Raw genomic sequence first — 13,648 nt, 5'->3', positions numbered from 1 at the left:
CAGAAAAACGTCGTAACTGCGGGCAGACTTCAACCATCGCCAGACGGCCACGCCAAAAGCGTTTGGTGGTAAGCTCGCGCACCATGAATATCTACAGCTCTCGCCCCGTTGTCCTCTGTCTCTCCGGCCACGACCCCAGTGGTGGCGCCGGCCTGCAGGCAGATATCGAAGCCCTGCTCGCCCAGGGCTGCCACGCCGCTGCGGCCGTCACCGCCCTGACCGTGCAGAATACGGTCAATGTCAGTGACTTCCGCGTGCTTGACCGCGAGTGGGTCATGGCCCAGGCCAATGCCGTGCTCAGTGACTCCGAAGTGGCGGCAGTCAAGCTGGGCATGCTCGGCTCCACCGCGATGGTCGATACCGTGGTCGAACTGCTGCAGGCGCACCCGCATCTGCCGGTGGTCTGCGACCCGGTGCTGCGCGCCGGCGGCGGCGGTAGCCTGGGCAAGGACGAAGTCGGCTACGCGATGCGCGAACGGCTGTTGCCACTGTCGTTGATCGCCACGCCCAACCTGCCGGAAGCCCGCATCCTCGCCGAGTTGCCCGACGGCAGCGCGGACGAGTGCGCCGAGAAGCTGTTGCCGTACATCAAGCACCTGCTGATCACTGGTGGCCATGGCGACGAGCATGAAGTGCACAACCGCCTGTACAGCCGCGACGGCACGCGCCGCACCTTTACCTGCCAGCGCTTGCCAGGCAGCTATCACGGTTCGGGCTGCACCTTGGCCAGTGCATTGGCCGGTCGCCTTGCCCAGGGCGAGGCGTTGGCCAGCGCCGTGCAATCGGCCCTCAACTACACCTGGCGCACCCTGCGTGACGCCGAGCAACTCGGCCAGGGCCAGTACGTGCCGCGTCGGTTGCCGCTGGATTTCTGCTCGTAACCTATCGCCTTTCACAGCAAGGGGCTTGCCCGATGAAACTACGTGGCCTTTACGCCATTACCGACAGCCAGCTCTTGGCCGGCAAGTTCCTCGCCTACGTCGAGGCAGCACTGGACGGCGGCGTGACCTTGTTGCAGTACCGTGACAAAAGCAGCGACGAAGCGCGGCGCCTGCGTGAAGCGGAAAAACTGCACGAATTGTGTTCCCGCTATAAGACCCAACTGATCATCAACGACGACGCCGAGCTGGCGGCGCGCCTGGGCGTTGGTGTGCACTTAGGCCAGACCGACGGCCCACTGACCCCGGCCCGTGCACTGCTGGGCTCCAAGGCGATCATCGGCGCCACGTGCCACGGCCAGATCGAACTGGCCGAACAGGCCGCCAAGGAAGGCGCCAGTTATGTCGCCTTCGGTCGCTTCTTCAATTCCACGACCAAACCCGGCGCGCCTGCCGCCACCGTTGAAATGCTGGCCCAGGCCCGCAGGCGCTTGCAGCTGCCGATCTGCGTGATCGGCGGCGTCACCCTGGACAACGCCGAACCGCTGGTGGCCCACGGTGCCGACCTGCTGGCGGTGGTGCACGGCCTGTTCGGTGCCGACAGCACCCAGGACGTCACGCGCCGCGCCCGCGCCTTCAACGACCTTCTTAAATATTCAGCTTAGAGAGCCCGATCATGTCCCGTTCCGAAACCCTGTTTGCCGATGCCCAGAAGCACATCCCCGGCGGTGTGAACTCCCCCGTGCGTGCGTTCAAGAGCGTGGGCGGCACGCCGTTGTTCTTCAAGCATGCCGAAGGCGCCTATGTCACCGACGAAGATGACAAGCGCTATGTCGACTACGTCGGCTCCTGGGGCCCGATGATCCTCGGCCACAGCCACCCGGACGTACTGGACGCAGTGCGCCAGCAGCTGCAACACGGCTTGTCCTACGGCGCACCGACCGCCATGGAAACCGAGATGGCCGACCTGGTCTGCTCGATCGTGCCGTCGATGGAAATGGTGCGCATGGTCAGCTCCGGCACCGAGGCCACCATGAGCGCCATCCGCCTGGCCCGGGGTTTCACCGGCCGCGACAACATCATCAAGTTCGAAGGCTGCTACCACGGCCATTCCGACAGCCTGCTGGTGAAAGCCGGCTCCGGCGCGCTGACCCAGGGCGTGCCGAACTCTGCCGGTGTGCCGGCAGCCTTTGCCAAGCACACCCTGACCCTGCCGTTCAACGACATCGCCGCCGTCGAGCAGATGCTCAGCGAAGTCGGCCAGGACGTGGCGTGCATCATCGTCGAGCCGGTTGCCGGCAATATGAACTGCGTACCGCCGGCCCCGGGTTTCCTTGAGGGTCTGCGCGAGCAGTGCGACAAACACGGCGTGGTACTGATCTTCGACGAAGTGATGACCGGTTTCCGTGTCGCCCTCGGCGGCGCCCAGGCGCACTACGGCGTTACGCCGGACCTGAGCACCTTCGGCAAGATCATCGGCGGCGGCATGCCGGTGGGCTGCTTCGGCGGCAAGCGCGAAATCATGCAGCACATCGCCCCCCTGGGCCCGGTGTACCAGGCCGGCACCTTGTCGGGTAACCCGCTGGCAATGGCCGCCGGCCTGACCACCCTGCGCCTGATCAGCCGCCCGGGCTTCCACGCCGAGCTGACCGACTACACCACCCGCCTGCTCGACGGCCTGCAACAACGCGCCGATGCCGCCGGTATCCCGTTTGTCACCACCCAGGCTGGCGGCATGTTCGGCCTGTATTTCAGCGGCGCCGACGATATCGTCACCTTTGATGACGTAATGGGCAGCGATGCCGACCTGTTCAAGCGCTTCTTCCACCTGATGCTGGAAGGCGGCGTGTACCTGGCGCCGAGTGCCTTCGAAGCCGGGTTCACCTCGATCGCCCATGGCGAAGCCGAGCTGAAACTGACCCTCGATGCTGCCGAACGCGCCTTCGCGGCCCTGAAATAAGTAACGGCACTCTCTGACGTTGCCCCGGGCGGCGTCAGATTTGCTACTTTGCCTACAGATATTCCCTACATTTTTCGAGAATTATCCTGCAAACCGGCAGATAACTTGCCCAAGCAGCAGAAAAACGAGTAAAGACTTTGTAAGCAGGGGCCTGCTTATTTCATAATGCGCGCTGATTGGACTCCCCCGAGAGTCCGCGTGCCCCGTCAGAGGTAAGTCGATTCCCATGAAACGCACCGGCCGCACCCTGGTTCTGGGCTGCCTGTTGCTCCTTCAGCCACTGCTGGCACATGCCCAGGCAGGCGGCAACTCGTTGTTAATCCCAGCGATGGGTCGTTGCACCCTCAATACCCAGCCAGACAGCCAGGCCGAAGCGCTGAGCGCGTGCCAGAAACAGGCTGATGACGGGGATGCGCAGGCACAATACGAGTTGGGCGAGTACTACCACGACAGCAAGAACCCGGCCGTCGACCTCAACAAAGCGTTGAGCTACTTCGAGAAAGCCTCGTTGCAGGGTCATGCCCAGGCGCAGTTCCAACTGGGTAACATGTTCTTCCGCGGCGAAGGCGTGCCGGCCAATAACGTGCAGGCGTACATCGTGCTGAAAATGGCCGCGGTCAACGGCGCCGAAGACGCACTGGATACTGCCGACGAAGTCGCCGAGCACATGCAGCGCGATGAGCTGGAAGTGGCTACCCAGGTGCTGGGGCAGATTTTCCGCAATTACCTGCAGGAACTGCAGAGTGCCGATGGGCGCTCGCCCTTCTCACCCCTGCCCTGATTTCGGCTAGCCCCTTCTTCTATTGCCATCGGTCTAACGCCCTACTTCTCAGGCATCGGCATCGGAAACGGCATGACATTGCTAGTGCCCCGCGCCTCGCTGATCTTCGGCGTGCCCAGGCGCTCGACTTCATCGATGCGTACGATCGAATGCATCGGCACAAAACTGCGCACCACGCCTTCGAACTGGGCCTTGAGCTTTTCTTCGCCCGGGTCGACGACCAACTGGGTGCGCTCGCCAAAGACGAATTCTTCCACTTCCAGGAAGCCCCACAGATCACTTTGATAGATCTGCTTGGCGTACATTTCGAACACCTGGCCCTGGTTGAGGAAAATCACCTTGTAGATTGGAGCTTCACGTTTGGTCATGGTGGGCGCGGAACACATGGGGATATAAAAGAGGGCGCGAACTATAGCATGGCACCCGATGCACAGCGCTAGGAACCGATGGGCATGCCCCCTATAATGCGCGGTTCTTTACCACCAGTTGACGATTCCCATGGCCAAGAAGCTTTATATCGAAACCCACGGTTGCCAGATGAACGAGTACGACAGCTCGCGCATGGTCGACCTGCTGGGCGAACACCAGGCCCTGGAAGTCACCGCCCGCGCCGAAGATGCCGACGTGATCCTGCTCAATACCTGCTCGATCCGCGAGCGGGCCCAGGACCGTGTGTACTCCCAGCTGGGCCGCTGGCGCGAATTGAAACTGGCCAACCCGGACATGGTGATCGCCGTCGGCGGGTGCGTGGCCAGCCAGGAAGGCGCTGCGATCCGTGATCGTGCGCCCTATGTCGACGTGGTCTTCGGCCCGCAAACCCTGCACCGCCTGCCTGACATGATCGACGCCGCACGCATCACCAAGCTGCCCCAGGTGGACGTGTCGTTCCCGGAGATCGAGAAATTCGACCACCTGCCCGAACCGCGCATCGACGGGCCGAGCGCCTACGTGTCGGTGATGGAAGGCTGCAGCAAGTACTGCACCTTCTGTGTGGTGCCCTACACCCGCGGTGAAGAAGTCAGCCGGCCGTTTGACGACGTACTATCGGAAATCATCCACCTGGCTGAAAACGGCGTGCGTGAAGTGACCCTGCTGGGCCAGAACGTCAACGGCTACCGTGGCCTGACCCACGACGGGCGCCTGGCCGACCTGGCGGAGCTGATCCGCGTGGTCGCCGCCGTCGACGGCATCGAGCGCATTCGCTACACCACCTCGCACCCGCTGGAGTTTTCCGACAGCCTGATCCAGGCCCACGCCGAAGTGCCGGAGTTGGTCAAGCACCTGCACTTGCCGGTGCAATCGGGCTCGGACCGCATCCTGTCGGCGATGAAGCGCAACCACACGGCGCTGGAATACAAATCCAAGCTGCGCAAGTTGCGCGCCGCAGTACCGGGCATTTGCATCAGTTCGGACTTTATCGTTGGCTTCCCGGGCGAAACCGAGAAAGATTTCCAACAGACCATGAAGTTGATCGAGGACGTCGGTTTCGACTTCTCCTACTCGTTTGTCTACAGCCAACGCCCAGGTACACCGGCCGCGGACCTACTGGATGAAACCCCGGAAGCGCTGAAAAAGGAGCGTTTGAACGCGCTGCAACATCGCCTCAACCAACAGGGTTTCGAGATCAGCCGACAAATGGTCGGTTCGATCCAGCGCATCCTGGTTACGGATTACTCGAAAAAGGACCCGGGTGAATTGCAGGGCCGTACCGAGAACAACCGCATCGTCAACTTCCGTTGCGATGACCCCACCCTGATCGGCCAGTTTGCCAATGTGCACATCGATGCGGCGCAACCGCACTCGCTGCGCGGGTCTCTGGTGTAATAATTTGCAGATCAAAATGTGGGAGGGGCCTAATGCAACATTCCGATGACGTAAGTGCTTTCGTACCCGCGCCACTGGCGTTATTCTCTCTCTCACCTCATCAGCCAAAGGGCGGCTAAAAGCAACCTTGAACGCACCCATAGCAGAACCCCATCGTTTTCTCCTCGAGCCTTTTGAGGCTCGCCGTTTCGCCAACCTGTGCGGACAGTTCGACGAGCACCTGCGCCTGATCGAACAACGCCTGAGCATCGAGATCCGCAACCGCGGCAATCAGTTCGAACTCATTGGTGAACCCCAGCACACCACGTCTGCAGAAAACCTGCTGCGTCGCCTCTACCGCGAGACCAAGGGCAGTGAGCTGTCGCCGGAAACGGTGCACCTGTACCTGCAGGAGTCCGCCGTGGAAGACCTGGCCAACAACCCGGTGGCCGAAGCCAGCGTGGCCCTGCGTACCAAAAAAGGCATGATTCGCCCACGCGGCTTGAATCAGCAGAAGTACGTCAAGGAAATCCTCGGCAACGACATCAACTTCGGCATCGGCCCAGCCGGTACCGGCAAGACCTACCTGGCCGTGGCCTGTGCGGTCGATGCCCTGGAGCGCGAGCAGGTGCGACGCATCCTGCTGGTGCGCCCGGCGGTCGAGGCCGGCGAAAAGCTTGGCTTCCTGCCCGGCGACCTGGCCCAGAAAATCGACCCTTACCTGCGCCCGCTCTACGACGCACTCTACGAGATGCTCGGCTTTGAATACGTCGCCAAGCTGATCGAGCGCCAGGTTATCGAGATCGCCCCGCTGGCCTACATGCGTGGGCGGACGCTGAACAACAGCTTCATCATCCTCGACGAAAGCCAGAACACCACGGTCGAGCAGATGAAAATGTTCCTCACCCGCATCGGTTTCGGTTCCACCGCCGTGATCACTGGTGACGTCACCCAGGTCGACCTGCCCAAGGGCACCAAGTCCGGGCTGGCGCAGGTGATCGAGGTGCTCAAGGACGTGCCGGGCATCAGCTTTACGCACTTCATGCCCAAGGACGTGGTGCGCCATCCTCTGGTGCAGCGCATTGTCGAAGCCTATGAGCGTTTCGACCACAAGGACGACGCACCGGCCAAGGACGTTCGCCGCGATGCTTGAGCTTGACCTGCAGCTGGCCACCGAAGCGCCCGCCCCCAGCGAAGCCCAGTTCCGCCAGTGGTGCGCCCTGGCCCTGCGCCAGCGCAGCGCCGACTCGGAACTGACCATTCGCCTGGTGGACGAGCCCGAAGGCCGCGAGCTGAACCATACCTGGCGCCAGAAAGACTACGCGACCAACGTGCTGTCCTTTCCTGCCGACGTACCCGACGAGCTGCTGGATATCCCGTTGCTGGGCGACCTGGTGATCTGCGTCGAAGTGGTCGAGCGCGAGGCGAAGGAACAACGCAAGGAACTTGAGGCCCATTGGGCCCATCTAGTCATCCACGGCTGCTTGCATCTCTTGGGCTACGACCATATAGACGATGACGAAGCCGAGGAAATGGAAGCACTGGAACGAACGTTGCTTGCCGAACTGGGTCATCGCGACCCGTACGCAGACGACGAAAGCTGATCAACACTCAACTGTCATATCAAAGGATTTAGAGTAATCGCTATGAGCGAAGACCGATCGAGCAACGGGCAGAAGTCATGGCTGGGTAAACTGACCCAGGCTTTTGCCCACGAGCCGAAAAACCGCCAGGAGCTGCTGGAGTTGCTGCGCGAGGCCCACCAGAACAAGTTGCTGGACAGCGAAGCGCTGGCCATCGTCGAAGGCGCCATCCAGGTGGCTGACCTGCAAGTACGGGACATCATGGTCCCGCGTTCGCAGATGATCAGCATCAAGGCGACCCAGACCCCACGGGAATTCCTCCCGGCCGTGATCGACTCGGCGCACTCGCGCTACCCGGTGATCGGTGAAAGCCATGACGACGTCATGGGTGTGCTGTTAGCCAAGGACCTGCTGCCGCTGATCCTCAAGGAAAACGGCGACAGCTTCAACATCAAGGACCTGCTGCGTCCGGCCACATTCGTGCCTGAATCCAAGCGCCTGAATGTGCTGCTGCGTGAATTCCGCGCCAATCACAATCACATGGCCATTGTGATCGACGAATACGGCGGCGTGGCGGGCCTGGTGACCATCGAGGACGTACTGGAACAGATCGTCGGCGACATCGAAGACGAGCACGACGTCGAAGAAGACAGCTACATCAAGCCGCTGCCCAGCGGTGACTTCCTGGTCAAGGCGCTGACGCCGATCGAGAACTTCAACGAGTTTTTCGACAGCGAATTCTCCGACGACGAGTTCGACACGGTCGGCGGCCTGGTGATGAGTGCGTTCGGGCATCTGCCCAAGCGTAACGAAACCACCGAGATTGGCGCCTATCGCTTCCGCATTTTGAATGCCGATAGTCGTCGTATCCATCTGATCCGTTTGACACCTATTGCCCGCTAAGGAATGACATGCAGCGCCTGAACCGCCCCGGCTGGCCCGGTAACCTGCTGGCCGTGGTGGCCGGCGCCATCACTACCCTGGCGCTGGCGCCGTTCGATATCTGGCCGCTGGCGCTGGTAGCGGTCGGTTTGTTCTATATCGGCCTGCGCGAACTGACGCCCCGCCAGGCCCTGGGCCGTGGCTGGTGTTTCGGTTTCGGCCTGTTTGGTGCCGGCACCAGTTGGATCTACTACAGCATCCACCACTTCGGCGGCGCTTCGGTGCTGCTGGCGGGGTTCCTGATGCTGCTGTTCACCGCCGCCATTGCCTGGTTCTTCGCCCTGCCCGCCTGGCTATGGGCGCGCTGGCTGCGCCGCAATGAGGCGCCATTGGCGGATGCACTGACGTTCGCAGCACTGTGGGTCGGCCAGGAAGCGTTTCGAGGCTGGTTCCTCACCGGTTTCCCCTGGTTGTACTCCGGCTACAGTCAACTCGACGGCCCGTTGACCGGCCTGGCGCCGCTGGGCGGGATGTGGCTGATTTCCTTCGCCCTGGCACTGACTGCCGCGCTGCTGTGTAACCTGCCGCGCCTGTTGGCGAGCAAGCGCAATGCCTTCATCGGCGCGGGTCTGGTGTTGCTGGTAGCACCCTGGGCCATCGGCCTGGCCCTCAAGCATCACGCCTGGACCTCGCCTTCGGGCGCCCCGTTGAGCGTGGCCGCGATCCAGGGCAACGTCGAACAAAGCATGAAGTGGGACCCCGAGCAGCTCAATGCCCAACTGGCGCTGTACCGCGACATGAGCCTGAGCTCCAAGCGGGTCGACCTGCTGGTATGGCCGGAAACCGCAGTACCTGTACTCAAGGAGTCCGTCGAGGGCTACCTGGGCATGATGGGCAAGTTTGCCGCCGATCGGAATACCGCGTTGATCACCGGCGTGCCGATTCGCCAGGAAGTGCACCACCAGAAGCGCTACTACAATGGCATCACCGTAGTCGGTGAAGGCGACGGCACGTACCTGAAGCAAAAACTGGTGCCGTTTGGCGAGTACGTACCGCTGCAGGACATGCTGCGCGGGCTGATTGCCTTCTTCGACCTTCCTATGTCGGACTTTGCCCGCGGCCCATCGGACCAAGCCATGCTCCAGGCCAAGGGTTATCAGATAGCGCCGTTCATTTGCTATGAAGTGGTGTACCCGGAATTCGCTGCCGGCCTGTCGGCCCAGAGCGACCTGCTGCTGACCATCAGCAACGACACCTGGTTCGGGCGCTCTATCGGCCCGTTGCAGCACCTGCAAATGGCACAGATGCGTGCGCTGGAAGCGGGCCGCTGGATGATCCGCGCCACCAACAATGGCGTGACCGGGCTGATCAACCCGTTCGGGCAGATCACCGCACAGATCCCGCAATTCGAGCGTGGCATTCTCTACGGCGAAGTGGTGCCGATGCATAACCTCACGCCGTACCTGCAATGGCGTTCGTGGCCGTTGATCATTGTGTGTTTGCTGCTGTTCGGCTGGGCGCTGTTGGCTGGCCGGATGTCCAAAACCGTCTAACCGGACAAACACCAAACAAATGTGGGAGGGGGCTTGCTCCCGATAGCGGAGTGTCAGTCAGTACATTTGATACTGACACTCCGCTATCGGGAGCAAGCCCCCTCCCACATTTGGACCCGCATTTTAATCAGCAGGATCAGCGGTAGAACAACCGATACCCAACCTGCCCCACCGCTTCATTGATCAACTGCCCGCTCTGCCACACCGCCTTGACGTCCGGCATCCAGCCGCCCAGCGGCCGGCCGTGGTCTACGCCCAGAAAGCCCACCGGCCCGGGCACCACAGTGAAACCGGCCTTCTCAAAGCTCCACACCGAACGCGGCATGTGCCAGGCTTGAGTCACCACCACCACACGCTTGATACCTTGCGGTAATAGAATCTCAGCGCTCATCTGGGCGTTTTCCCAAGTGGTACGACTGCGCTCTTCCTTCCAGCGCACGCTGACACCGAAGTCATCCTGCATCGACACGGCCATCAGTTCAGCTTCACTGGGTGGCGTGCCGTAGTGCAAACCGCCACTGGTCAGCACTGGCAACCCGGACGCTTTCGCCAATCGCGCCGCATAACGCTCACGCTCCAAGCCAATGCCGGTGGGCTGGTCGCTGCCCCAGGCAATATCCCCACGTTCACGTCCCGAGCCCAGCACCACAATTGCATCGGCACGCTGGGCCAGGGTGGCCCAGTCTTCGCGAGCCAAAGGCGGTTCAGTCTCGAGGGCACGGGCGCCCCATTGCACCATCACCGGCAGGCTGATCAACCACATCCCACCCAGCCCCAAGGCAAAACACAAGCCAGCCAGGCGTGGGCGGCTACGGCGAAACCACCAGGCACAGGCCAACAGCAGTAAAAAAATACCGGGCGGCAACAACAATTGTTTAATGAAATAACGAAAAGGCATCGGGCATCTCCTAAGATGCCCGAAGCCTAAATGCAACGGGGTTGAGCGACAATCTTTACCAGCCTGTTTCGAGAAAGTTAACGCATGACGCTGTGCTTCACTTGCGCCGCACGGACCGGTTTTTTTCCGGCCCGCGACCGGCCGCCAGATCCTTCAGCCAGACAACCTTGGCCGAACGAGGAGGCTCTTGGATAGGCGGGGAGGCCTGTCCATGAGAGGCGCGGTGGTGATTCAACTCCAGGTAGTTCTTGATCAGTTCAAGTTCAGCCTGGCTCAAGCCTCGCAACTCCAGCTCCAGAGGCCGTTCATCACGCAATCGGCCTGCGGTTCTTGCGGCATCCAATGCCCGACCCAAACGGTCGATCAATCCCTCATACAACTGCGGTTTCGTTAAAGTTCGCTGCGATTCAACCATCCCCTCACCTCATTGAAGAAATACTTGCTCCCCACTAAACAGCGTAGCCCCCGTTGCTGCGCCTGCCCGCTGCCGCGACAGACGGCCCTTGCCGCGCAATCAGGGTTTCCCTCGATAGAGTGGGGTCATGTATGCTACGGCGCTTCCTGTAACTCCACTTCCCGCAGGGTTTGGGCACGGACGCGCCGCTTCTTGGTGTCGAACAACCCGGACAGTGCACCGAAGAGGATTAGGCCACCCCTATCCAGTTCAAAAGTAGCCATGCACGAACAATATCAGCCCCGTGAAATAGAAAATGCCGCCCAAACGTTCTGGGACGAGCAGAAGTCCTTTGAAGTCAGTGAACAGCCAGGCAAGGAGACTTACTACTGCCTGTCGATGTTCCCTTACCCCAGCGGCAAGCTACACATGGGGCACGTGCGTAACTACACCATCGGCGACGTGATTTCCCGCTACCAGCGCATGCTCGGCAAGAACGTCCTGCAACCCATGGGTTGGGACGCCTTCGGCATGCCGGCGGAAAACGCCGCGATGAAAAACAACGTGGCCCCCGCCAAGTGGACCTACGAAAACATCGCCTACATGAAGACCCAGCTGCGCAGCCTGGGCCTGGCGGTGGACTGGTCCCGCGAAGTGACCACCTGCAAGCCGGACTACTACCGCTGGGAACAATGGCTATTCACTCGCCTGTTCGAAAAAGGCGTGATCTACAAAAAGAGCGGCACCGTGAACTGGGACCCGATCGACCAGACCGTACTGGCCAACGAGCAGGTCATAGACGGTCGCGGCTGGCGCTCCGGCGCGCTGATCGAAAAGCGCGAAATCCCGATGTATTACTTCAAGATCACCGCCTACGCCGATGAACTCTTGTCGAGCCTCGATGACTTGCCGGGCTGGCCTGAACAGGTCAAGACCATGCAACGCAACTGGATCGGCAAATCCAAGGGCATGGAAGTACAGTTCCCGTACAACGTCGATTCCATCGGCGAAGCCGGTGCACTCAAGGTCTTCACAACTCGTCCGGATACCCTGATGGGCGCGACCTACGTCGCAGTGGCCGCCGAACACCCGCTGGCCACCCAGGCAGCACAGAACAACCCCGAGCTGCAGGCGTTCATCGCCGAATGCAAAGGCGGCAGCGTGGCCGAAGCAGACGTCGCCACCCAGGAGAAAAAAGGCCTGCCGACCGGATTGTTCGTCGAGCACCCGCTGACGGGCGACAAACTGCCGGTCTGGGTCGCCAACTACGTGCTGATGCACTACGGCGACGGCGCCGTCATGGCGGTGCCGGCCCACGATGAGCGCGATTTCGAATTCGCCACCAAGTACAACCTGCCGATCAAGTCGGTAGTACGCACCAGCTCCGGTGACACCAACCCTGCCCCGTGGCAGGACGCCTATGGCGAGCACGGCACCCTGATCAATTCCGGCGAGTTCGACGGCCTGGATTTCCAAGGCGCCTTCGACGCCATCGAAGTCGCGCTGATCAAGAAGAATCTCGGCGCCTCGCGCACCCAGTTCCGCCTGCGTGACTGGGGCATCAGCCGCCAACGCTACTGGGGCTGCCCGATCCCGATCATCCACTGCGAAAGCTGCGGTGACGTGCCGGTGCCGGAAGATCAACTGCCCGTTGTCCTGCCGGAAGACGTGGTGCCCGATGGCGCTGGCTCGCCCCTGGCGCGCATGCCCGAATTCTACGAGTGCAGCTGCCCGAAATGCGGTGCACCGGCCAAGCGTGAAACCGACACCATGGACACCTTCGTGGAGTCCTCGTGGTATTACGCCCGCTACGCCTCGCCGCACTATGAAGGCGGCCTGGTGGAAAAATCCGCAGCCGACCATTGGTTGCCAGTGGACCAGTACATCGGCGGCATCGAACACGCCATTCTCCACCTGCTCTATGCGCGCTTCTTCCACAAGCTGATGCGCGACGAAGGCTTGGTGAGCTCCAATGAGCCGTTCAAGAACCTGCTGACCCAAGGCATGGTGATCGCCGAGACGTACTACCGCCGTGAAGCCAATGGTGCCTATACCTGGTTCAACCCGGCGGATGTCGAACTCGAGCGTGACAGCAAGGCCAAGGTAATCAGCGCCAAACTGAAATCCGACGGTTTGCCGGTGGAAATCGGTGGCACCGAGAAGATGGCCAAGTCCAAGAACAACGGCGTAGACCCGCAGTCGATGATCGATCAGTTCGGCGCCGATACCTGCCGCCTGTTCATGATGTTCGCCTCGCCGCCTGACATGAGCGCCGAATGGTCCGACTCCGGCGTCGAAGGTTCGCACCGTTTCCTCAAGCGCGTCTGGCGCCTGGCCCACGCCCATGTCAGCCAGGGCTTGCCGGGCAAGCTGGACGTCGCAGCCTTGAACGACGAGCAGAAAGCCATTCGTCGCAGCACGCACCTGGCCATCCGCCAGGCCAGCCAGGACGTAGGGCAGAACCACAAGTTCAACACCGCCATCGCCCAGGTGATGACGCTGATGAACGTGCTGGAAAAAGCCCCGCAGGCTACAGAACTTGACCGCGCGCTGATCCAGGAAGGTCTGGAAACAGTTACTCTGTTGCTCGCGCCGATCACGCCGCACATCAGCCATGAACTGTGGAGCCGTCTGGGCCACAGCGGCGCCGTAATCGATGCCGCCTGGCCAGTGCAGGATGACAGCGCCCTGGTACAGGACACGTTGCAACTGGTCATCCAGGTCAACGGTAAACTGCGCGGCCAGATCGACATGCCGGCCAGCGCCAGTCGTGAGGACGTGGAAGCCGCCGCACGCATCAACGAAAACGTGCTGCGCTTTACCGAAGGCCTGACGATCCGCAAAGTGATCGTGGTGCCCGGTAAACTGGTCAACATCGTCGCCAGCTAAATCGGATCGGGCGCGGGGCTTGGGCCC

13 protein-coding genes are annotated in these 13,648 nt (G+C 61.3%); 10 read left to right on the top strand and 3 right to left on the bottom strand.

Going from position 1 to position 13,648, the window contains the following annotated elements; all coding sequences use genetic code 11:
• The first annotated feature begins 83 nt into the window (after positions 1–83).
• From QZR30_RS17115 to QZR30_RS17100, 4 genes are all read left to right on the top strand, one after another.
• Positions 84–881, top strand: coding sequence for a hydroxymethylpyrimidine/phosphomethylpyrimidine kinase (locus QZR30_RS17115; RefSeq protein WP_046069670.1), 798 nt, complete (start codon positions 84–86; stop codon positions 879–881).
• Between the two features lie 32 nt (positions 882–913).
• Positions 914–1,543, top strand: coding sequence for a thiamine phosphate synthase (gene thiE, locus QZR30_RS17110; RefSeq protein WP_124413120.1), 630 nt, complete (start codon positions 914–916; stop codon positions 1,541–1,543).
• An 11-nt stretch (positions 1,544–1,554) separates the two neighbouring features.
• Complete coding sequence (gene hemL, locus QZR30_RS17105) at positions 1,555–2,838, top strand: glutamate-1-semialdehyde 2,1-aminomutase (protein ID WP_311903726.1); 1,284 nt, start codon at positions 1,555–1,557, stop codon at positions 2,836–2,838.
• 226 nt (positions 2,839–3,064) lie between these two features.
• Entirely contained in the window at positions 3,065–3,619 is a 555-nt protein-coding gene (locus tag QZR30_RS17100; protein WP_046069672.1) for a tetratricopeptide repeat protein, read from the top strand.
• Between the two features lie 41 nt (positions 3,620–3,660).
• On the opposite strand, the gene QZR30_RS17095 is transcribed toward QZR30_RS17100, so the two are convergent.
• A complete protein-coding gene (locus QZR30_RS17095; RefSeq protein WP_003194436.1) occupies positions 3,661–3,987 on the bottom strand; it encodes a DUF1820 family protein in 327 nt (108 codons plus the stop codon).
• Positions 3,988–4,117: 130 nt separating this feature from the next.
• Here QZR30_RS17095 and miaB point away from each other — a divergent pair, with 130 nt between their 5' ends.
• The 5 genes from miaB (at position 4,118) to lnt (ending at position 9,440) form a co-directional block, all read left to right on the top strand.
• Positions 4,118–5,443 (top strand): tRNA (N6-isopentenyl adenosine(37)-C2)-methylthiotransferase MiaB, encoded by a 1,326-nt coding sequence (gene miaB / locus QZR30_RS17090; RefSeq protein ID WP_311903725.1) that lies wholly within the window; start codon positions 4,118–4,120, stop codon positions 5,441–5,443.
• A gap of 127 nt (positions 5,444–5,570) precedes the next feature.
• Positions 5,571–6,575: a PhoH family protein gene (locus tag QZR30_RS17085; protein WP_046069674.1), complete on the top strand. Its 1,005-nt coding sequence runs from the start codon at positions 5,571–5,573 to the stop codon at positions 6,573–6,575.
• Positions 6,568–7,026, top strand: a complete 459-nt coding sequence (ybeY, locus tag QZR30_RS17080; protein WP_056846383.1) for an rRNA maturation RNase YbeY — start codon at positions 6,568–6,570, stop codon at positions 7,024–7,026. Before QZR30_RS17085 ends, ybeY begins: the two co-directional genes overlap by 8 nt.
• A 42-nt stretch (positions 7,027–7,068) precedes the next feature.
• On the top strand, positions 7,069–7,908 hold the full coding sequence (locus QZR30_RS17075; RefSeq protein WP_005791724.1) for an HlyC/CorC family transporter: 840 nt from the start codon (positions 7,069–7,071) through the stop codon (positions 7,906–7,908).
• 8 nt (positions 7,909–7,916) lie between these two features.
• On the top strand, positions 7,917–9,440 hold the full coding sequence (gene lnt, locus QZR30_RS17070; RefSeq protein ID WP_046069676.1) for an apolipoprotein N-acyltransferase: 1,524 nt from the start codon (positions 7,917–7,919) through the stop codon (positions 9,438–9,440).
• 136 nt (positions 9,441–9,576) lie between these two features.
• Here lnt and QZR30_RS17065 read toward each other — a convergent pair whose 3' ends face one another.
• Together QZR30_RS17065 and QZR30_RS17060 are read right to left on the bottom strand one after the other, a co-directional pair.
• Entirely contained in the window at positions 9,577–10,338 is a 762-nt protein-coding gene (locus tag QZR30_RS17065) for a YdcF family protein (RefSeq protein ID WP_311903724.1), read from the bottom strand.
• A gap of 97 nt (positions 10,339–10,435) precedes the next feature.
• Complete coding sequence (locus tag QZR30_RS17060; RefSeq protein ID WP_311903723.1) at positions 10,436–10,753, bottom strand: hypothetical protein; 318 nt, start codon at positions 10,751–10,753, stop codon at positions 10,436–10,438.
• Positions 10,754–11,014: 261 nt separating this feature from the next.
• On the opposite strand from QZR30_RS17060, the gene leuS reads away from it, so the two are divergent.
• Positions 11,015–13,621 (top strand): leucine--tRNA ligase, encoded by a 2,607-nt coding sequence (gene leuS / locus QZR30_RS17055; protein WP_311903722.1) that lies wholly within the window; start codon positions 11,015–11,017, stop codon positions 13,619–13,621.
• The last annotated feature ends 27 nt before the right edge of the window (positions 13,622–13,648 follow it).

Origin of the sequence: Pseudomonas sp. rhizo25, from assembly GCF_031931935.1 — a bacterium.
Taxonomy (GTDB): Bacteria; Pseudomonadota; Gammaproteobacteria; order Pseudomonadales; family Pseudomonadaceae; genus Aquipseudomonas; species Aquipseudomonas synxantha.
This window is presented reverse-complemented; position numbering and strand designations above follow the sequence as displayed.

Bases quoted from the DNA above. Each gene is read 5' to 3' on its own strand.
- QZR30_RS17095 (WP_003194436.1), bottom strand. From the start codon at position 3,987: ATGACCAAACGTGAAGCTCCAATCTACAAGGTGATTTTCCTCAACCAG.
- lnt (WP_046069676.1), top strand. From the start codon at position 7,917: ATGCAGCGCCTGAACCGCCCCGGCTGGCCCGGTAACCTGCTGGCCGTG.
- leuS (WP_311903722.1), top strand. From the start codon at position 11,015: ATGCACGAACAATATCAGCCCCGTGAAATAGAAAATGCCGCCCAAACG.
- hemL (WP_311903726.1), top strand. From the start codon at position 1,555: ATGTCCCGTTCCGAAACCCTGTTTGCCGATGCCCAGAAGCACATCCCC.
- QZR30_RS17075 (WP_005791724.1), top strand. From the start codon at position 7,069: ATGAGCGAAGACCGATCGAGCAACGGGCAGAAGTCATGGCTGGGTAAA.
- ybeY (WP_056846383.1), top strand. From the start codon at position 6,568: ATGCTTGAGCTTGACCTGCAGCTGGCCACCGAAGCGCCCGCCCCCAGC.
- miaB (WP_311903725.1), top strand. From the start codon at position 4,118: ATGGCCAAGAAGCTTTATATCGAAACCCACGGTTGCCAGATGAACGAG.
- QZR30_RS17065 (WP_311903724.1), bottom strand. From the start codon at position 10,338: ATGCCTTTTCGTTATTTCATTAAACAATTGTTGTTGCCGCCCGGTATT.
- QZR30_RS17060 (WP_311903723.1), bottom strand. From the start codon at position 10,753: ATGGTTGAATCGCAGCGAACTTTAACGAAACCGCAGTTGTATGAGGGA.
- thiE (WP_124413120.1), top strand. From the start codon at position 914: ATGAAACTACGTGGCCTTTACGCCATTACCGACAGCCAGCTCTTGGCC.
- QZR30_RS17115 (WP_046069670.1), top strand. From the start codon at position 84: ATGAATATCTACAGCTCTCGCCCCGTTGTCCTCTGTCTCTCCGGCCAC.
- QZR30_RS17100 (WP_046069672.1), top strand. From the start codon at position 3,065: ATGAAACGCACCGGCCGCACCCTGGTTCTGGGCTGCCTGTTGCTCCTT.